Consider the following 19,218-nt stretch of genomic DNA (forward strand, 5'->3'; position numbering starts at 1 on the left):
GCACCTCGCGTTACCATCGGTCGTTCGAGACAACACGAGCACGGGTACCACAAAAAACGTTAGGGGAGGACATGACGTCCGCTGCACCCGACTACGGCGGCCTCACCGGCTACGAGCCGATCAGTGACGCCGACCGTAAGGAGTTCCTGGAGAACGGTTTCCTGCTGGTCCGCAACGTCCTCACGGAGGAGCACCGGGCGGCGCTCGAGGCCGCTATGGACCGGGTCTACGACGAGGAGGTGGCAGCCGGGACGGCGGAGCACCTGAAGAAGGACGGCACGCTGCACCTGCTGGGCTTCCTCAACCGCGACGAGCTCTTCGGGCACCTGCTGACCCAGCCGACCATCTTCCCGTACATGTGGGGCCTGGCCGGGTGGAACATCTACACGCACCACAACCACCTCGACGTGACGCCGCCCACCTCCGTGGAGGAGCCGCCGTCGTGGGGCTGGCACCAGGACGGGTACCGCCAGAACTCCGACCCGGAGACGATGGACCCCAACCTCCCGCGGCCGATGTTCTCGCTGAAGGTGGCCTACGTCATCTCCGACCTGTCGGAGACCGGCCGCGGCGCCACCAAGGTCATCCCGGGCAGCCACCTCTGGAACTCGCTGCCCCGGCCGGCCGACACCACGGTGCACAACCCCGACCCCGAGGGCACCGTCGAGATCACCGCGAACCCCGGTGACTGCTTCATCTTCGATCGCCGCCTCTGGCACTCGCGGTCGCCCAACTACTCCAACATCACCCGCAAGATGCTGTTCATCGGCTACACCTACCGGTGGATCCGCATCCTCGACGACATGGCGATCGACCGCGAGGGCGAGTGGTGGAAGAACCGCACGCCGGTGCAGCGTCAACTGCTCGGCGAGGCGACCCACACGGCGAACTACTGGGGCATCAACTGGAACGGCTACATCGACGAGGAGATTCCGCTCCGCAAGGAGCTGAAGACCCGCGGGCTGCTGGACCGTTCCATTCCCTGGCTCCGCTGAGTTTTATTGCCTGACCCGCTTGGCGATCGTGCAAAAATGCGCAAGGCCCCCGGTTCGCCGACCGGGGGCCTTGCGCATTGTTCAGACTGTGAAACTTACAGGGCGCGTCGGCCCCGGCCCGCGAAGCCGGCGACGAGGGCAACGCCCACGGCGGCCACGAGCACCTGGACCAGCAGCTCGCCCCAGTCCACGCCGGGCGTGTCGGTGGAGATGCCGACCGCGTTCGCGATCAGGGTGCCGAGGAACGCGGCGATGATGCCGACGACAATCGTCAGCCAGATCGGAATGTTCTGACGGCCGGGGACGACCAGCCGCCCGAGCGCGCCGACAATGAGACCGACGATCAGCGCGGTGATGATTCCGGTGACAGTCACTGGTCTTCCTCCTCTTACTAAGCTCAACCAGGGGGGTCGTGCTTTGCGGTTGAACCTCTATTGCCCGGAGGAGTTCGACACCAAACGTCATGAAGATCGGCGGACGACCGGATTTCTCAGAACGACGTCCATCGAGGGAAACGCCATCTCCGGCGGGTCGTCCAGGGGCAGCCAGGCGTACTCGCTGCCCTCGGCCGGGTCCAGGGCGATCTGCCCGGCCTTGATGGTGGCCACCCAGAAGTGTTCCAGGACGGGCAGCTGCTCGTCCTGGAACTCGTAGACGCCGATGTGCATGCCGGCGAACTCGCCCAGCTCGACCTCGACGCCGAGCTCCTCCCGGGCCTCGCGCACGGCCGCCTCGGCCGGGTGCTCGAAGCCCTCGCAGAACCCGCCGGGCAGGTCCCACCAGCCCTCCCGGGGCGGATGGGCCCGCCGGATGGCCAGGAACGTGCCGTCGCCGCGCAGGAGCACGACGGTGCCGGTCGGGCGCGGGTTGAGGTAGGTCTCGTACCCGCACGCGCCGCACTTGGCCGGCAGCTCACCCGTGGGGCCGCCGCAGCGGGGGCAGTATCGGCCGGCGGCCACCGCTCCCGCTCCCGTCACTTCTTGGGCTTGTCGGCGACCGGGGCGTCCGAGGTCGACAGCGCGGCGATGAACGCCTCCTGCGGCACCTCCACGCGCCCGACCATCTTCATCCGCTTCTTGCCTTCCTTCTGCTTCTCCAGCAGCTTGCGCTTACGGCTGATGTCACCGCCGTAGCACTTCGCGAGCACGTCCTTGCGGATGGCCCGGATCGTCTCGCGGGCGATGATCCGGCTGCCGATCGCGGCCTGGATCGGCACCTCGAACTGCTGGCGCGGGATCAGCTTCTGCAGCTTCCCGGCGATCGTGACGCCGTAGTTGTACGCCTTGTCCTTGTGCACGATGGAGCTGAAGGCGTCCACCGGCTCGCCGTGCAGCAGGATGTCGACCTTCACCAGGTCGGACGCCTGCTCGCCGGACGGCTCGTAGTCGAGGCTGGCGTAGCCCTTGGTGCGGCTCTTGAGCTGGTCGAAGAAGTCGTAGATGATCTCGCCGAGCGGCAGCGTGTAGCGCAGCTCGACCCGGTCGGCGGACAGGTAGTCCATGCCGAGCAGCGTGCCGCGCCGGCCCTGGCACAGCTCCATGACCGCGCCGACGTAGTCGTTCGGGGTCAGCACCGTGGCCCGGACGGTCGGCTCGAAGATCTCGCCGGTCTTGCCGTCGGGAAACTCGCTGGGGTTGGTCACCGCGACCTGGGTGCCGTCGGTGGTGATCACCCGGTAGACCACGTTGGGCGCGGTGGAGATCAGGTCGAGGTTGAACTCGCGCTCCAGCCGCTCCTGGATGATCTCCAGGTGCAGCAGGCCCAGGAAGCCGCAGCGGAAGCCGAAGCCCAGGGCCGCGCTCGACTCCGGCTCGTAGACGAGCGCGGCGTCGTTGAGCTTGAGCTTGTCCAGCGCGTCGCGCAGCAGCGGGTAGTCCGAGCCGTCGATCGGGTAGAGGCCCGAGTAGACCATCGGCTTCGGGTCCTTGTAGCCGCCCAGCGGCTCGGTGGCCGGCTTGGCGTTGATGGTGACGGTGTCGCCGACCCGGGACTGGCGGACGTCCTTCACGCCGGTGATGAGGTAGCCCACCTCGCCGGCGCCCAGCCCGTCGCTCTTGATCGGCTCGGGTGAGATGACGCCGATCTCGAGGAGCTCGTGGACGGCGCCGGTGGACATCATCTTGATCCGGTCGCGGGCGCCGAGCCGGCCGTCGACGACCCGGATGTAGGTGACGACGCCGCGGTACACGTCGTAGACCGAGTCGAAGATCATCGCGCGGGCGGCGCCGTCGTTGCCGAAGGTCGGCGCGGGCATCTGCCTGACGATCTCGTCGAGCAGGTGGGCGACGCCCACGCCGGTCTTGCCCGAGACCCGCAGGCAGTCGTCGGGCTCGCAGCCGATGAGGTGGGCCAGCTCCTCGGCGTACTTCTCCGGCTGCGCGGCCGGCAGGTCGATCTTGTTGAGCACCGGGATGATCTGCATGTCGTTCTCGAGCGCGAGGTACAGGTTGGCCAGGGTCTGCGCCTCGATGCCCTGCGCGGCGTCGACGAGCAGGACGGCCCCCTCGCAGGCGGCCAGGCTGCGCGAGACCTCATAGGTGAAGTCCACGTGCCCCGGTGTGTCGATCATGTTCAGCACGAAGCTCTCGCCGGCCCGGCCGCCCTCGCGGACGGTCCAGGGCATGCGCACGGCCTGGCTCTTGATCGTGATGCCGCGCTCGCGCTCGATGTCCATGCGGTCGAGATACTGCGCCCGCATCTGCCGCGCCTCGACCACCTCGGTCAGCTGCAGCATCCGGTCGGCCAGCGTCGACTTGCCGTGGTCGATGTGGGCGATGATGCAGAAGTTGCGGATCCGGTCCGGCACGGTGGCGCCGGGGCGGTTTGCGCCGGGGTCGATCGTCGGTGGCACAGGCGTCCGTTCTCCATCGGGCTGGGGATCTCTTACATCGTCCCACGCCCGCGGCCGTTACCCCCACCGGCCTTATTTTGAGGTGTAAGTCCGGTGTCCTGCGGGTACTGCTCCCTCACTTGCCGATATCAAGAGGCTTGTGAGAGGCGGCCGAGAGTACATCGAGAGCGCTGCATTCAATACTGGACCGCGGTCCCCCGGCCTCGCCCGGAACGGGGGCCGGTGAGACGGTCGCGCGCCCGGCCTCGCCGGCCGGGCGTCACGTGGGACCGGAACACAGGCACGCTCCGGAGCGGGTCCTGTCGCTTGTAAGCGTGTAGGCGTGGCCGGCGGCAGGGCTTAGAGCAGCGCACCCTCGTCGTGGAGCCAGTCCACGAAGCCCAGCGCCACTACGGCCGCACAGTCGACGAGCTCGGCGATAAGCGCGTCGTGCACGCCGGAGAGCAGGGGCACCTGCATCTCGGCGTAGATCGGCAGCTGGCCGCGATCGGTCGGGTCGCCGATGTACGCCTTGTAGAACCGCCGCGTGTGGTTCCACTCGTTGACCACCCGGTAGGAGCGGTCCGCCCAGTCCGGCGGCACCGTCGCGTGCGGCCGGGCCCGGATGACCAGGATCTCGTCCGACGGGCCCTCCAGGGCGAACAGCACCGCGTGGCGCTCCCAGAGCGCGAGCAGGCTGCCGTCTCCGTCGGTCAGGTAGCGGATGTCGAGCTTCTCGAGGGCATCCGCGACCCGTAGCAGTGTCACCGGCGCGATCACACCGGCGCCGTCCTCCTGCGGATTGTCGCCCGCTCCGTCGATCGTCGAGGTTGCGTCGTCCCGCGGCAGCTGAGCCACGATCGAGTCGCTCTTCGACTCGCCCGTCTGCTCCGTCCGCCATGGCCACCTTGGCATCGTTCCGGCTCCCTGCTCCCCCGTGCGCCTCCACCCGCATGTGCGGTCCGTCGCCAACCGAATTCGCTCGGCGGTGGACCCGAAAGAGGACGGTACCCGTTCGGTCGAGTTTCAGCAGCCCCCAATTTCACCCTTGCACCACCCGTTCGGGTGAGGGTCTTATAGCCGTCTATCCGATGAGCAGAGATCCGCCGCCGCGATGCCAGGCAGAGCCATATGTGCAGGCCAGAGCCGTCCATGGACCCGAAATCCGGACATCGACGAACTCGTCGGGGCCGCCGGCGACGAACCCCATCCGGATGACGGCCTGGACGAGACGCTGCGTAACCGGTATACGCCGCCCCGCGTCGGTGGTGACCACGATGGGCTCATGATCCAGCAGCGCGTCGCGCAGCATCCGGGAGCCGATCGGCCGCCCGCCGACCCCGTGCGCGGACGCGGTCCGGACCGTCTCCGCGGCGGCCGCGCCGACCCGGCGGACGTCGGCCGCAGGGACCCGCTCGACTGTCGTCCCGGGCCCCGGCGGCAGCGACCATCGCCAATCCGTGTCCCGCGATACGGGAAGCAGATCATCGACCGGCGTCAGCAGATCCCGGGCCGCGACGGTCCGGTCCCGGGCCACCGTCGCGGCGATGCCGCGGGTGACGAGCACGCCCCACGGCAGCCGCGACCAGAGCGCCACCGCGTCCTCCCCGGCCGGGCGCAGCCGCACGACCGCGGCCGGGTCGAGGTGGACCACCCGGGCGGCGAACGCGCGCGCGTCGGAGCGGCCGGAGCCCGCCAGCCAGCCCATTATCCGAGGTAAGGCGAGAGGAACTCGCGCTCGACGTCGCGCACCCGGCGGGGCCGGCCGGCCTCCAGGTCGTAGGGGACGCAGACGGTCCGGCCCCGCGACGCGAGCTCCTCGCCGTCGAAGAGCTCGTACGCCACGATCAATCGGGATGCCTTGATCTCCTCGATCCACAGCTCGATCCGGACGGGGTCGCCGTAGTCGATCGGCCGCAGATAGTCGATCTCATGACGTGAGATGACGATGCCGTTCTCGAACGACTCCAGCCCGGCCGCCCGGGCCGCGGTGAACATCAGGGCAACGCGCGCCTCCTCGTAGAGGGTGAGGAAGCGCGCGTTGTTGACGTGGCCGTACGCGTCCAGATCGGACCAGCGCAAGGCGCAGTGATAGATGAAACGAGCCACTGCGGTTCGTTACCGTCAGTCACGGGTCAGTTTGCGGTAGGTAACGCTGTGCGGTCGGGCCGCCTCGGGGCCGAGCCGGTCGACCTTGTTCTTCTCGTACGACTCGAAGTTGCCCTCGAACCAGAACCACTTGGCCGGGTTCTCGTCGTCGCCCTCCCAGGCCAGGATGTGCGTCGCCACCCGGTCCAGGAACATCCGGTCGTGGGAGATGACCACGGCGCAGCCGGGGAACTCAAGCAGCGCGTTCTCCAGCGACGACAGCGTCTCGACGTCGAGGTCGTTCGTCGGCTCGTCCAGCAGGATCACGTTGCCGCCGATCTTCAGCGTCAGCGCGAGGTTGAGCCGGTTGCGCTCGCCGCCGGAGAGGACCTTCGTCGGCTTCTGCTGGTCGGGGCCCTTGAAGCCGAACGCGGCGACGTAGGCCCGCGACGGCATCTCGACCTTGCCGACCATGAGGTGGTCCAGGCCGTCGGAGACGACCTCCCAGACCGTCTTGTCGCCGTCGAGGCCGGAGCGGTTCTGGTCGACGTAGGACAGCTTGACCGTGTCACCGACCCGGACCGACCCGGCGTCCGGCTTCTCCAGCCCGACGATGGTCTTGAACAGCGTGGTCTTGCCCACACCGTTGGGGCCGATGATGCCGACGATGCCGTTGCGGGGCATCGTGAACGACAGCCCGTCGATGAGCACGCCGCGCTCGTCGAAGCCCTTGACCAGGTCCTTGGCCTCGATGACCAGGTTGCCCAGGCGCGGGCCCGGCGGGATCTGGATCTCCTCGAAGTCCAGCTTGCGGGTCTTCTCGGCCTCGTTGGCCATCTCCTCGTAGCGCTCGAGGCGGGCCTTCGACTTGGTCTGGCGGGCCTTGGCGTTGGAGCGGACCCACTCGAGCTCCTCGGAGAGGCGCTTCTGCAGCTTCTGGTCCTTTCGCCCGGCCACGGCCAGCCGCTGGGCCTTCTTCTCCAGGTAGGTGGAGTAGTTGCCCTGGTAGCCGTGGACCTGGCCGCGGTCGACCTCGGCGATCCACTCGGCCACGTGGTCCAGGAAGTACCTGTCGTGGGTGACGGCCAGGACGGCGCCGGCGTACTTCTGCAGGTGCTGCTCCAGCCAGTTGACGCTCTCCGCGTCCAGGTGGTTGGTGGGCTCGTCGAGCAGCAGCAGGTCGGGCGCCTCGAGCAGCAGCTTGCACAGCGCGACGCGGCGGCGCTCACCACCCGAGAGCTGGGTGACGTCGGCCTCGGGGGCCGGGCAGCGCAGCGCGTCCATGGCCAGCTGCAGCTTGGAGTCGATGTCCCACGCGTCGGCGTGGTCGAGCTCCTCCTGCAGGCGGCCCATCTCGTCCATGAGCTCTTCGGTGTAGTCGGTCGCCATCAGCTCGGCCACCTCGTTGAACCGGGCGAGCTTGGCCTTGGTCTCGGCGACGGCCTCCTCGATGTTGCCCAGGACCGTCTTGCTCTCGTTGAGCGGCGGCTCCTGCAGCAGCATGCCGACGGTGTAGCCGGGCATGAGCCGGGCCTCGCCGTTGCTGGGCTTGTCGAGCCCCGCCATGATCTTGAGCAGGCTCGACTTGCCGGCGCCGTTCGGGCCGACCACACCGATCTTCGCGCCGGGCAGGAACGACAGCGTGACGTTGTCGAGCACGACCTTGTCGCCGTGCGCCTTGCGCGCCTTCTCGAGCACGTAGATGTACTGCGCCACGGTGCGCTCCTACCTCCGCTTGAAACAAAAACGTGTATGGGTTCGCCGCAATCTTCCCAGGCCCCGCCCCGAGCGCCCAATCGGGCCCAGCAGCCGCGCCCTCCGGACCGCTCAGGCGGGCGGGTTGAGCTGCGCCACGCCGTACGTCGAGTTGCCGATCTTGAGGCCCTTGAGGCTCACCACGTAGGTGGTCCCGTTGTTCGTCACCGAGTAGGTCCGGTTCTTGGCGTCCTCGACGACACCGGGTCGCAGCAGGCCGTTCTGCCCCTCGACCGGGATCTCGCCCTCGGAGTACCAGTCGGGCTTGCGGTCGTGGCCCTGGTACCAGAGCCCCGTCCCGTCGCTCTCCCGGCAGATCCAGGCTTCCTTGTCGGCGTCGGTCCGCAGGTACTGCACCAGCTTCAGCGGCACCGCGACGCCGGCGTCCTGTAGCTTCGCGGCGGCGCTGATGAACTGCGGGCAGTCGCCGGTCGCGCGGCGGACGGCCGGGCTGCCGGCCGATGCCTCAGCCGAGGATACCGCCGACGGATCGTCACCGGCCAGTGACTTATTCTCATCGATGTCGCGTAAGCCGAGCACATATCCGGAGAGCGCTCCGACAACCGCGAGGATGAGTACTGAGAGCAATACGACGGTCCGCGACATGCACGCAGGATCGCACCTGTGAGCCAGCACTCCGCATGCTGCCAGGTCGCTCCGGGGATCAGTAGGCTGAAAGTACGAGGGTGGATCACCCAGGGGGAGGACTCGACACGTGGCTGGAGACAGTGCATTCGTAGTGGTCGCCAACCGGTTGCCCGTCGACAAAGTGGTCGGCCCGGACGGGGAGATCACGTACCGCAGGAGCCCGGGCGGGCTGGTGACGGCGCTCGAGCCGGTGCTCCAGCAGCGCAACGGCACCTGGACCGGCTGGCCCGGCGGGGCCGGGGACACCGACGCCAAGGAGGAGACCTTCGAGGCCGGCGGCATCTCCCTGCACACCGTGCCACTGAGCGCGGGCGAGATCGAGCGGTACTACGAGGGCTTCTCCAATTCCAGTCTGTGGCCGCTGTACCACGACGCGGTCGAGACACCGATCTTCAAGCGTCGATGGTGGGACGCATACCGACTGGTCAATGAGCGGTTCGCCAAGGCGGTCGCCGAGGACGCCGCGCCCGGCGCGACCGTGTGGGTGCAGGACTACCAGCTGCAGCTCGTACCGGCCCTGCTGCGCGAGTCCCGGCCCGACCTCAAGATCGGGTTCTTTCTGCACATCCCATTCCCGCCCGTCGAACTCTTCATGCAGCTACCGCGCCGCGCCGACATTCTCAAGGGCTTGCTCGGTGCCGATCTGGTTGGTTTCCAGCGACCACTCGGCGCACAGAACTTCGTCCAACTGGCCCGACATCTGCTCGGCACCCGAGTGCGCCGCGGAATCGTTGAGTGGGAGGGGCGCACCGTGCGTGCGGAGGCGTTCCCGATCTCGATCGACGTCGAGGAGATGCGCCGGCTGGCCGCATCGCCCGAAGTGCAGGCCAGGGCGGCCGCCATCCGCACCGAGCTGGGCGAGCCGCGCACGATCATCCTCGGCGTGGACCGGCTCGACTACACCAAGGGCATCGAAAGAAGGCTCAAGGCATTCCGCGAACTGCTGTCAGATGGACGACTCACGGCACCCGAGACGGTGATGGTACAAGTGGCTACGCCGAGCCGGGAGCGGGTGGAGCACTACCAGACGCTCCGGGTGAACGTCGAGCGTGAGGTCGGGCGGATCAATGGGGAGTACGGACGAGTTGGCCAACCCGCCGTGCACTATCTCCATCAGTCGTACAGTCGGGCTGAGTTGGCCGCGTTGTATGTTGCGGCCGACGTGATGATGGTGACTCCGCTGAGGGACGGCATGAATCTGGTGGCGAAGGAGTATGTCGGTGCCCACGCCGACGGCCGGGGCGCCATCGTGCTGTCCGAGTTCGCCGGCGCGGCGGCCGAGCTGCGCCAGGCGTTTCTGTGCAACCCGCACGACCTCGACGGGGTGAAAGACGCACTCATGCGTGCGATTGAGGTCGACCCGGTCGAGGGTCGCAAGCGTATGCATGCTATGCATTCCCACCTGCGCGCCCACGATGTCCGAACTTGGGCGGACTCGTTCCTCGACGCGCTCGGCGCCGCATCATGACCCGCCCGTCTGCTCGGCGCCCGCTTCACCGCAACGCCGGCACTACCAGACACCCTGCACACCCTGATCGCACAACCCACTTCCATGAACAGGCCGGACATGAACCAGATCTCGGCGACAGGCAACGGCCTCTCGCTCGACCCGGACCTCCGCGCGGCGGTGCTACGCGTCGCCCGCGTGCCCAACCTCTTGGTGGCATGTGACTACGACGGCACCCTCGCGCCGATCGTTGCCGACCCCACCAAGGCGACTCCCTCGCCGGAGTCCGTAGCCGCCGTACGCGCGCTCTCGTCGCTGCCGCAGACGACGGTGGGCGTGATCAGCGGACGCGCGCTGCGTGACCTCGCGGCCCTGTCCCGCCTTCCCGCCGAGGTCCGCCTCGTCGGCAGCCACGGCTCCGAGTTCGACGTCGGCTACGTCGACGAGCTGCCGCCAGAGCGCAGTCAGCGCCGCTCCGAACTGCAGGCTGCGCTCAACGCCATCTGCCGCGACCAGCCCGGCGTGCGCCTGGAGGGCAAGCCGGCAAGCGTCGCCGTCCACACCCGGGCGGCGCCGCGGGACGTCGCCCAGCGGGTCTTCGACGCGGTCCGCAGCGGGGCGGCCCTGTGGCCCGACATCGAGGTGACCACCGGCAAGGAGGTCATCGAGCTCTCGGTGGTGCCGACCGACAAGGGCGTGGCCGTCGACGCGCTGCGCATGCAGGCCTCGGCCAGCGCGGTCGTGTACCTCGGCGACGACGCCACCGACGAGAAGGCGTTCGCCCACCTCCACGGCCCCGACCTCGGCGTCAAGGTCGGCACGGTCGAGGAGGAGACGCAGGCCCGGTTCCGCATCGACGACGCCGACGCCGCGGTCGCCGTCCTGGAGCTGCTGCTGTTCACCCGCCGCCGCTGGCTCTTCGGCGAGCAGGCGGTGCCGATCGAGCGGCACTCGATGCTCTCCAACACCCACACCGTCGCGCTGCTCACCCCGGCCGCCCGGGTCACCTGGCTGTGCCACCCGAAGCCGGACTCGGGCGCGGTCTTCGCCGACCTGCTCGGCGACACGGCGGCCGGGCACTTCACGGTGCAGCCGGAGCGGGGCGGCATCCCGCTCGGGCAGCGGTACCGGCCGGGCACCATGACGGTGGAGACCCGCTGGTCGGGGCTCACCGTCACCGACTGGCTGGACCACCACCGCACCGGCAACTCGCTGATCCGCGTGCTCTCGGGCAGCTCCCGCGCCCGCATCGACTTCGTCCCCCGCCCCGACTTCGGCCAGGTGCACATCCGCCTCCAGCCGATCGGCGGCGACGGGCTGCTGGTGCTGGGCTCCAACGAGCCGATCGCGCTGTACTCCCCCGGCATCGAGTGGGAGATCACGTCGGACGGGCACAGCGACACCGCGCGCGCGACAGTCGACCTGAACGAGCTCGGCGGGTCGGCCATGCTCGAGCTGCGGCTCGGCACCGACTCGGTCGAGGCGCCGCGGGTCCCCATCGCGGAGCGGCAGATCGCGGCGGAGACCCTGTGGCGGGACTGGGCCGAGTCGCTGAAGCTGCCCTCGGTGGCCAAGGACCTCGTGCGTCGCAGCGCGCTGACCCTGCGCGGCCTGTGGCACAAGCCCAGCGGCGCGATCCTGGCCGCGGCGACCTCGTCGCTGCCCGAGGAGATCGGCGGCTCCCGCAACTGGGACTACCGGTACTGCTGGCTGCGCGACGCGTCCCTGACCGCCAAGGCCCTTGTCGACCTCGGCTCCCTCGAGGAGGCCGAGTCCCTGGTCCGCTGGACCCTGCGGGTCTCCGACAACACCGACGGCCACCCGGAGCGCCTCCACCCGCTCTACACCCTGGACGGCAACGAGCTCGGCCCCGAGGCCGTGATCGAGGCACTCCCCGGGTACGCAGGCTCCCGTCCGGTGCGCATCGGCAACGCGGCCAACGGCCAGGTCCAGCTGGACGTCTTCGGCCCGGTCGCCGACCTGCTCTGCGCCCTGGCCGACGTCCGCCCGCCGGAGGAGGGCGACTTCGCCCTCATGAACGCCATGGTCGAGGCCGTCGAGCGCCGCTGGCACGAGCCGGACCACGGCATCTGGGAGGCTCGTCGCCGCCCTCGCCACTACGTGTACTCCAAGGTCATGTGCTGGATGACCGTCGACCGGGGCATCCGGCTCTTCGAGCGCCAGGGCCGTCCGGTCCCCGAGGTCTGGCACACCCTGCGCCGGACGATCGCCGACAACGTGCTCGACAAGGGCTGGAACGAGAAGGTCGGCGCCTACACGGTCGCCTACGGCTACGAGGAGATGGACGCGTCGGTCCTGTGGATCGGCCTGTCCGGCCTGCTCGAGGACGACGACCCCCGCTTCCTCGCCACCGTCCTGGCCGTCGAGGCCGACCTCCGCGAGGGCCCCACGGTGTACCGCTACCGCTGGGACGACGGCCTGCCCGGCGCCGAGGGCGGCTTCCACCTCTGCACGACCTGGATGATCGAGGCGTACCTGCGCACCGGCCGCCGGGCCGACGCGGAGGAGCTGTTCGCCCAGTTCATCGAGTGCGCCGGCCCCACCGGCCTGATTCCGGAGGAGTACGACCCGCTGACCGAGCGGGCCCTGGGCAACCACCCCCAGGCGTACTCCCACCTGGGCCTCATCCGCTGCGCCCTGGAGCTGGACCGCAGCTGAGCACCGATCGCTCCTGCGCGGATCCGGCCAGAACGTGGCCGGATCCGCGGGGAGACTGCCTGTATGACGAGTGAGATGCTGCTGCCCCCGCAGTCGGTGCCGAACGCCGGCGCGGTGCTCAACCCGTTCGTGATCGTGGACGGCGCCGCCGGGTTCGTCGACTTCGTGGCCGCCGTCTTCGGGGCCGAGGAGGACGCCGGCGCGCGCACGGCGATGCCGGACGGCACGCTGATCCACGCCCAGCTCCGGCTCGGCACCGTCGACCTGATGGTCGCCGATCGGCAGGACGGCTGGCCGGCGCGGCCGGGGCTGCTCCAGGTATGGGTGCGCGACGTCACCGCGGTCCTGGAGCGGGCCACCGGCCGCGGCGCCACAGTCGTCACCGAGCCGACCCCGTTCTACGGCGAGACGACGCTCGGCCGGATGCTCGACGGCTGGCAGAACCTCTGGTGGCTGTGGGCGCCGGCACCGGGCCGGCCCGACCCGGTGCCGCACTGGGAGGGTGGCTCGGACACCGTCTTCGCCACCCTCGACCGGGCGCTCCGGCAGCTACAGCGCTGAACCGTTGGCCAGGGCGTCGACCACGGGCCCGATCACGATCACCGCGGGCGGGCGCAGGCCGGCGTCCTGCACCGCGTCGGCCACCGTGGCGAGCGTCGCCCGGACCGAGCGCTGCGAGGGGGTCGTCCCCTCCTGCACCACGGCGACGGGCGTGTCGGGCGCCCGGCCGTGCTCCAGCAGGACCGAGGCGATCGCGGGCAGGTTCTTGTGGCCCATCAGGATGCAGAGCGTGCCCTTGAGCCGGGCCAGGGCGGGCCAGTCGACGAGAGACCCGGCGTGGCCCGGGGCCAGGTGGCCGGAGACGACTGTGAACTCCTGGGCCAGACCGCGGTGGGTCACCGGGATGCCGGCCAGCGCCGGCACCGCGATCGAGCTGGAGATCCCCGGCACGACCGTGACCGGGATGCCGGCCTCGGCGCAGGCCAGCAGCTCCTCGCCGCCGCGGCCGAAGACGTACGGGTCGCCGCCCTTGAGCCGCACGACGAACTTGCCGGCCTTGGCCCGCTCGACCAGGACCCGGTTGATCTCCTCCTGGGCGACCGAGGGGCCGTAGGGGATCTTCGAGGCGTCGACCAGCTCGACATCCGGCCGCATCTCGTCCAGGAGGAGGCCGGCGGCCAGCCGGTCGATCACGACCACGTCGGCGGCGGCCAGGAGGCGGCGGCCGCGGACGGTGAGGAGCTCGGGGTCGCCGGGCCCGGAGCCGACGAGCGCGACGGTGCCGCCGAGGTCCGGCGCGGTGGCGGGCAGCGTGGTCAGCTGCTCTGCGATGGCGTCGCGGACCGCGACCGCGCGGGCCGGGTCGCCGCCGGCCAGGACGGCCACGGTCAGCGGCCCCTGGCGGGTCACGGCCGGGGTCCAGGCGGTGGCGGCGTGGCGGTCGTCGGCGCGGACGGTGAAGATCCGCTTGGCCGCTGTCACCTCGCTAATCGCGTGGGCCGCCTCCGGATCGCTGACGGCCACGTGGACCAGCCAGACGTCCTCGACGTCGGCGGGCTCGAAGCGGCGCTCCCGCCAGGTGATCCGGCCGGCGTCGAGGTGGGCGCGCAGGGCGGGGGTGATGTGGGGCGACACGAGCACGACGTCCGCGCCCGCATCGAGCAGGCCGGGCACGCGTCTGGTGGCGACCGCACCGCCGCCGACCACCAGCACGCGCAACCCGTCCAGCCGCAAACCGAGGGGGTAGGGGTTCACTTGTGGGCAACTCCAGCGGAATCGAAAGTGGCAACCTCGTGCAACACGCGGACAGCACTGGCCACGATCGGCAGCGCCAGGGCGGCGCCGGTGCCCTCGCCCAGGCGCAGGCCCAGGTCGACGAGCGGTTCGAGCTCAAGATAACCCAGGGCCACGGAGGCGCCCGGCTCGGCCGAGCGGTGCCCGGCGACCATGGCGGCGCTCGCGGCCGGGGCGAGCGCGTGGGCGGCCAGGGCGGCCGAGGCGGCGATGACACCGTCGAGGATGACCGGCACCCGCAGCTCGGCGCCCTTGAGGATGTACCCGGCCAGCGCCGCATGCTCCAGCCCGCCGACCGCGGCCAGGACGTCGATCGGGTCCTCGGCCTGCAGCCCGACGACGGCGGCCGTGACCACCGCCACCTTCCGGGCATGCGTCTCGCTGTCGATGCCGGTGCCGAGCCCGGTCACGGCGGCCGGGTCGGCGTGCGTGAATGCGGCGATGAGCGCGGCCGAGGGCGTGGTGTTGGCGATGCCCATGTCACCCGTGAGCAGTGCCCGCGCGCCGCCGTTCACCAGATCCTCGGCGACCTGCATCCCGACCTCGATGGCCTGGATCGCCTCCTCGCGGGTCATCGCCGGCTCGACGCTCAGGTCGCGCGTCCCGGCCCGGACCTTGCGCGACAGCAGCCCCTCGGCCGGGTCCAGCTCGGCCTTCACGCCCACGTCCACGACCGTGACGTCGATGCCGGCCTGGCGCGCGAACGCGTTCACGACAGCGCCGCCAGCCAGGAAGTTGGCCACCATCTGCGCGGTGACCTCCTGCGGCCAGGGCGTCACACCCTGCTCGTGCACCCCGTGGTCACCGGCGAAGATCGCCAGAGCGGCCGGCTCGGGGATCGGCGGCGGGCACGTGCCGGCCAGCCCGGCCAGCCGCACGGCAAGCGTCTCCAGGGACCCCAGCGACCCCATCGGCTTGGTCAGCCGGGCCTGCAGCGCCCGCGCGGCCGCGATGGCCTCGTCGTCGAGCGGCCGGATCGCGGCGATCGTCTCGTTCAGCATGGTTCACCCTCCCAGTACGTTCGACAACACCGCGACGAAGGCGTCACTCGTGGCAGTGTCCCGCACGGCAATACGTAACCAGTCCGCACCCAGCCCCGGGAAGGTTTCGCCGCGTCGCACCGCGAAACCCCGCGCGCGCAGCGCGACGCGCACCCGCTCACCGTCCACCACCCTGATCAGCACGAACGAGCTCGCGGGCACGCCGGCCACGGTCACCCCGGCCGCCCGCAGCGCCGCCACGAGGTGGTCCCGGTCGGCGGCGAGGGCCGTGGCGATCTCACGCTCCGTGGCCACGGCCCGCGGCGAGGCGCAGGCGATGGCGGCCGCGAGCGCGGGCGTTGAGACACTCCACAGTGGAGCGTGCTCGCGCAGCCGGTCAATGAGGTCCTTCGCGCCGAGCACGTATCCGATCCGCAGGCCGGCCAGGCCCCAGGTCTTCGTCAGGCTGCGGATGACCAGCAGGCCGGGCAGGTCGCGGCGGCTCGCCAGGGACTCCGGCTCGCCCGGGATCGTGTCGGCGAACGCCTCGTCGACGACAGTCACCCGGCCGGGCCTGGTGAGCGCCGCGACATCAGCCGCGGTGTGGAGCACCGATGTCGGGTTTGTCGGATTTCCCAGTACCACCAAATCGGCTTGTTCTGGCACTTCCGCCGTTTTCAACATAAAGCCGTCGGCCTCGCTGAGCTCGACCCGGGCCACGGGGTGCCCCGCGGTCAGCAGGGCCGCCTCCGGCTCGGTGAACTGCGGGTGGATCACCACGGGCCGGGCGGGCCTCAGGGCCTGGGCCAGCAGGACGAACGCCTGGGCGGCGCCGGACGTGAGCAGGACCTCCTCCGGCGGGCGGGCGTGCCGGGCGGCGATCGCGGCGGTCGCCTCGGCCGGGTCCGGGTAGCGCGCGAGGTCGGCCAGCGACGCGGCGATCGGCCCGGCCAGCCAGGACGGCGGCGCCTCCTGGCGCACGTTGACGGCGAGGTCGACGAGGCCGGGCGCGATCTCAGCATCGCCGTGGAACCGCAGCATCCCGCGATCGTCGCGTACGGCGAGCCGAATTGTCCTAGCGTGAGAATGTGATCACGCGCACGCTGCGAGTGGCCGGCGGCCTCCTCGCGCTCCTGCGGACCGGGCTCATCGTGGGGCTGGCCGTAGCGGCGCTGATCTATCCCCTGGCCGCGGTGAGCGGCATGGGGGCCAAGAAGGGCGCCGACGCGCTGGCCATGCCGCCGGACGCGCTGCGCCAGTCGATGCCGGCCCAGACGACGCACGTGTACGCCGCGGACGGCAGCATGCTCGCGCAGTTCTACGAGGAGTACCGCACCTACACCCCGCTCGCCTCCATGTCGCCGAACATCCAGCACGCGATCGTCGCGGCCGAGGACGCCCGCTTCTGGGAGCACCACGGCGTCGACTTCAAGGGCGTCGCCCGCGCGTTCGTCGCCAACCACAAGGCCGGCGGCGTGTCGCAGGGCGCCTCGACGATCACGATGCAGTACGTCCGCAACGTCCTGCGCGACACCGCCCGCACCCCGGCCGAGGTCAACGCGGCCACCGAGCAGACCGGCGCGCGCAAACTGCGGGAGATGAAGCTCGCGATCGAGCTCGAAAAACACATGGGCAAGCGCGAGATCCTGGAGAGGTACCTCAACGTCGCCTACTTCGGCCACCGCGCCTACGGCATCCAGGCCGCGGCCGAGGTCTACTTCTCGAAGAAGCCCGCCGACCTCACCGTGTCGGAGGCCGCGCTCCTGGCCGGCCTGGTGCAGGCCCCGTCGTCGTACGACCCGGCCGCCTCCGACGCCAAAGCCGCGACCACGCGCCGCAACTACGTCATCGATCGCATGGTCGATCTGCAGTACGTGAACCGCACCGACGCCACCACCGCCCACGCGGCACCGATCGCCCTCAAGCTCACCGACCCGCCGAACGACTGCCTGGCCACCCAGTCCGGGTACGGCTTCTTCTGCGCCATGTTCCGCTCCTGGTGGGCCGACCAGCCCGTGTTCGGCGCGAACTCGACCGAGCGGCTGGAGAAGTTGCGGCGCGGGGGGTACAAAATCGTCACGTCCCTCGATCCCCGGGTCCAGGCCATCGCGGAGCAGCAGATCCTGAAGCGGGTCGGGACCCGCAGCCCCTACGCCCTGGGCCAGGTCGCCATCGAGCCCGGCACCGGCTACATCAGGGCAATGGCTGTCAACCGGGTGTACTCCCTCGACCGCGCCAGCAACGGCCCGCACTCCGACCCGAGGCAGCGCAAACGCCTGCGCGGCAACTATCCGAACACGGTCAACCCACTCCTCGGCGGCGGCGACGAGATGGCCGGCTACCAGGCGGGCTCGACGTTCAAGATGTTCACCATGCTGGCCGCGCTGGAGCAGGGCCTGCCGCTGTCCACGGCCATCTACTCACCCAAGACGGTGCAGACGAAGTACAAGACGGGCCGCGACAGCCCCGCCCACTGCGGCAACGACAACTGGTGCCCGTCCAACGCCTCCGACGCGATGACCGGCCGGCAGACGATGTGGTCCGGCTTCGGCAAGTCCGTCAACACGTTCTTCGTCCAGCTGGAGCAGCGCGTCGGGGCGGACTCCGCGGTCCGCATGGCCGAGCGGCTGGGCCTACGCTGGCGCACGGGCATCGACCAGCTCCAGGCCTCCCCCGCGAAGGCCAAGGGCTGGGGCGCCTTCACTCTGGGCGTAGCCGACACCACCCCGTTGGAGATGGCCGGCGCCTTCGCCACGGTGGTGGCCGACGGCGTGCACTGCGACCCGATACCCGTCACGTCCATCACGGACGTCAACGGCAAGCCGGTGGTCGACGACAAGGGCGTCGAGGTCGCGAAGCCCCGCTGCGCCCAGGTGGTCGGGGTCGACGTGGCCCGCGGCGCTGTCGACGCGGCCCGGTGCGTGACGGGCTACAAGGCCGCGATGGGCGACTGCGGCGGCTGGTCGACCGCACCCCGCGTCTTCCCGACCGTCCACCGCCCGGTCGCGGGCAAGTCCGGCACCACCGACGACGACCGGGCCGCCTGGTTCGTGGGCATGACCCCGGGCCTGACGATCGCCGGCTTCATCGCCGACCCGGACAACCCCCTGCACCGCGTGGGCACCGGCAACGCCGGCAAGCCCCGCGAGACGGTCGCCGAGACACTGCGCGACGCCCTGGCCGGCACTCCCGTCCGCGGCTTCACCCCGCCAAGCCCTCAGATCGCCGGCAAGAGCGCAGCCCCGAAGCCCAAACCGCGAACCCGCACCTAGCCCTCCCCCGCCTCGGCTCCAGACACCGCTTCGCAGGCGCACCCTCCCATCACACGTGCGGCCCTCCTCATGTGATTCGGCTCGCACGACGACGGCGGACTTTCGTCCCGCGACCAGGGCTCGCCCGAGTGGTGGTCTCTCGCGTAGTGCGGAGGGGCTCGGCCTACCGGATGTCGGAGGGCAGCAGCGACCAGCTCTCGAGGTCCACCCGGCCGCTGGCGAGGGAGCCGGCGTTGCGCAGGAGCCCCTCGTACGTGAAGCCGGCCTTCTCGGCAACCCGGCGCGAGGCGATGTTGCCGGGGGCGACGCGAAGTTCGATGCGCTGGAAGCGGTGCTCCAGCAGCAGCGACAGCGCAAGCACGTCGACGGCCTCCGGAGCGACGCCGTAGCCGCGCGCGTCGGCGGCCACGGCGCAGGCGATTTCGGTGGAGCGGGTCAGCCAGTCGGTATTCTTGGTCCACAGGCAGCCGACCAGGCGCCCATCCTCCCGGCGAACGATGCCGTAATGATCGCCGGCCCCGCTGTCCCGGCGTTCGACGGCCAGTTCGGTGCACCAGGCGTAGCCGTCGAACTCCTCCATCTCGTCGGCCGCCACCGGGAGCCAGCGGCGGACCAGGCGATCGGCGAAGATCTCGGCAACCCGCTTGTCGTCGTCGGCGCACAGGGGCCGCACGGTCAGGCGCGGCGTCTCGACCAGCAACGATGGAAAGCGCCGCAGCGCCACCGACCA

17 protein-coding genes are annotated in these 19,218 nt (G+C 70.3%); 5 read left to right on the forward strand and 12 right to left on the reverse strand.

Annotated features, from left to right (window positions below; all coding sequences use genetic code 11):
* Nucleotides 1-71: 71 nt before the first annotated feature.
* Nucleotides 72-995, forward strand: a complete 924-nt coding sequence (locus tag Dvina_RS46680) for a phytanoyl-CoA dioxygenase family protein (RefSeq protein WP_223097943.1) — start codon at nucleotides 72-74, stop codon at nucleotides 993-995.
* A 95-nt stretch (nucleotides 996-1,090) separates the two neighbouring features.
* Here the strand turns inward: Dvina_RS46680 and Dvina_RS46685 are convergent, their stop codons facing one another.
* The 8 genes from Dvina_RS46685 to Dvina_RS46720 form a co-directional block, all read right to left on the reverse strand.
* The gene (locus tag Dvina_RS46685) at nucleotides 1,091-1,369 is read right to left on the reverse strand and encodes a GlsB/YeaQ/YmgE family stress response membrane protein (RefSeq protein ID WP_223097945.1); all 279 of its coding nucleotides are present in this window, start codon (nucleotides 1,367-1,369) and stop codon (nucleotides 1,091-1,093) included.
* A gap of 87 nt (nucleotides 1,370-1,456) precedes the next feature.
* Nucleotides 1,457-1,954 carry an NUDIX domain-containing protein gene (locus Dvina_RS46690; protein WP_223097947.1) on the reverse strand — a complete coding sequence of 166 codons (498 nt, stop codon included), beginning with the start codon at nucleotides 1,952-1,954 and terminating at the stop codon, nucleotides 1,457-1,459.
* Between the two features lie 14 nt (nucleotides 1,955-1,968).
* Entirely contained in the window at nucleotides 1,969-3,846 is a 1,878-nt protein-coding gene (gene lepA / locus Dvina_RS46695; RefSeq protein WP_223097950.1) for a translation elongation factor 4, read from the reverse strand.
* Between the two features lie 339 nt (nucleotides 3,847-4,185).
* Nucleotides 4,186-4,740 (reverse strand): type III secretion system chaperone family protein, encoded by a 555-nt coding sequence (locus tag Dvina_RS46700; protein WP_223097951.1) that lies wholly within the window; start codon nucleotides 4,738-4,740, stop codon nucleotides 4,186-4,188.
* Nucleotides 4,741-4,909: 169 nt separating this feature from the next.
* Complete coding sequence (locus Dvina_RS46705) at nucleotides 4,910-5,533, reverse strand: DUF8185 domain-containing protein (RefSeq protein ID WP_223097953.1); 624 nt, start codon at nucleotides 5,531-5,533, stop codon at nucleotides 4,910-4,912.
* Complete coding sequence (locus Dvina_RS46710; protein WP_223097955.1) at nucleotides 5,533-5,907, reverse strand: acyl-CoA thioesterase; 375 nt, start codon at nucleotides 5,905-5,907, stop codon at nucleotides 5,533-5,535. Before Dvina_RS46710 ends, Dvina_RS46705 begins: the two co-directional genes overlap by 1 nt.
* A gap of 42 nt (nucleotides 5,908-5,949) precedes the next feature.
* Nucleotides 5,950-7,629 (reverse strand): energy-dependent translational throttle protein EttA, encoded by a 1,680-nt coding sequence (gene ettA / locus Dvina_RS46715; RefSeq protein WP_223097965.1) that lies wholly within the window; start codon nucleotides 7,627-7,629, stop codon nucleotides 5,950-5,952.
* 111 nt (nucleotides 7,630-7,740) lie between these two features.
* Nucleotides 7,741-8,274, reverse strand: a complete 534-nt coding sequence (locus tag Dvina_RS46720) for a hypothetical protein (protein WP_223097967.1) — start codon at nucleotides 8,272-8,274, stop codon at nucleotides 7,741-7,743.
* A 109-nt stretch (nucleotides 8,275-8,383) separates the two neighbouring features.
* On the opposite strand from Dvina_RS46720, the gene Dvina_RS46725 reads away from it, so the two are divergent.
* The 3 genes from Dvina_RS46725 (at nucleotide 8,384) to Dvina_RS46735 (ending at nucleotide 13,003) form a co-directional block, all read left to right on the forward strand.
* Entirely contained in the window at nucleotides 8,384-9,784 is a 1,401-nt protein-coding gene (locus Dvina_RS46725; RefSeq protein ID WP_223097969.1) for an alpha,alpha-trehalose-phosphate synthase (UDP-forming), read from the forward strand.
* Nucleotides 9,785-9,868: 84 nt separating this feature from the next.
* The gene (gene otsB, locus Dvina_RS46730; protein WP_380028625.1) at nucleotides 9,869-12,442 is read left to right on the forward strand and encodes a trehalose-phosphatase; all 2,574 of its coding nucleotides are present in this window, start codon (nucleotides 9,869-9,871) and stop codon (nucleotides 12,440-12,442) included.
* Between the two features lie 63 nt (nucleotides 12,443-12,505).
* Entirely contained in the window at nucleotides 12,506-13,003 is a 498-nt protein-coding gene (locus tag Dvina_RS46735) for a VOC family protein (protein ID WP_223097972.1), read from the forward strand.
* Here the strand turns inward: Dvina_RS46735 and cobA are convergent.
* From cobA to cobC, 3 genes are read right to left on the reverse strand one after another with little or no spacing between them, the layout of a single operon-like run.
* Nucleotides 12,992-14,197, reverse strand: a complete 1,206-nt coding sequence (cobA, locus tag Dvina_RS46740) for a uroporphyrinogen-III C-methyltransferase (protein ID WP_223097975.1) — start codon at nucleotides 14,195-14,197, stop codon at nucleotides 12,992-12,994. The two genes, Dvina_RS46735 and cobA, sit on opposite strands and share 12 nt — an antisense overlap.
* Entirely contained in the window at nucleotides 14,194-15,237 is a 1,044-nt protein-coding gene (cobT, locus tag Dvina_RS46745; RefSeq protein ID WP_223097978.1) for a nicotinate-nucleotide--dimethylbenzimidazole phosphoribosyltransferase, read from the reverse strand. Before cobT ends, cobA begins: the two co-directional genes overlap by 4 nt.
* A gap of 3 nt (nucleotides 15,238-15,240) precedes the next feature.
* Nucleotides 15,241-16,257, reverse strand: coding sequence for an Rv2231c family histidinol phosphate aminotransferase CobC (gene cobC, locus Dvina_RS46750; protein WP_223097981.1), 1,017 nt, complete (start codon nucleotides 16,255-16,257; stop codon nucleotides 15,241-15,243).
* A 47-nt stretch (nucleotides 16,258-16,304) separates the two neighbouring features.
* Here cobC and Dvina_RS46755 point away from each other — a divergent pair, with 47 nt between their 5' ends.
* Entirely contained in the window at nucleotides 16,305-18,488 is a 2,184-nt protein-coding gene (locus Dvina_RS46755; RefSeq protein ID WP_246655775.1) for a transglycosylase domain-containing protein, read from the forward strand.
* A gap of 163 nt (nucleotides 18,489-18,651) precedes the next feature.
* Here Dvina_RS46755 and Dvina_RS46760 read toward each other — a convergent pair whose 3' ends face one another.
* Nucleotides 18,652-19,212: a GNAT family N-acetyltransferase gene (locus tag Dvina_RS46760; RefSeq protein ID WP_223097983.1), complete on the reverse strand. Its 561-nt coding sequence runs from the start codon at nucleotides 19,210-19,212 to the stop codon at nucleotides 18,652-18,654.
* Nucleotides 19,213-19,218: the final 6 nt, after the last annotated feature.

This window comes from Dactylosporangium vinaceum (assembly GCF_019904175.1).
Lineage (GTDB): Bacteria > Actinomycetota > Actinomycetes > Mycobacteriales > Micromonosporaceae > Dactylosporangium > Dactylosporangium vinaceum.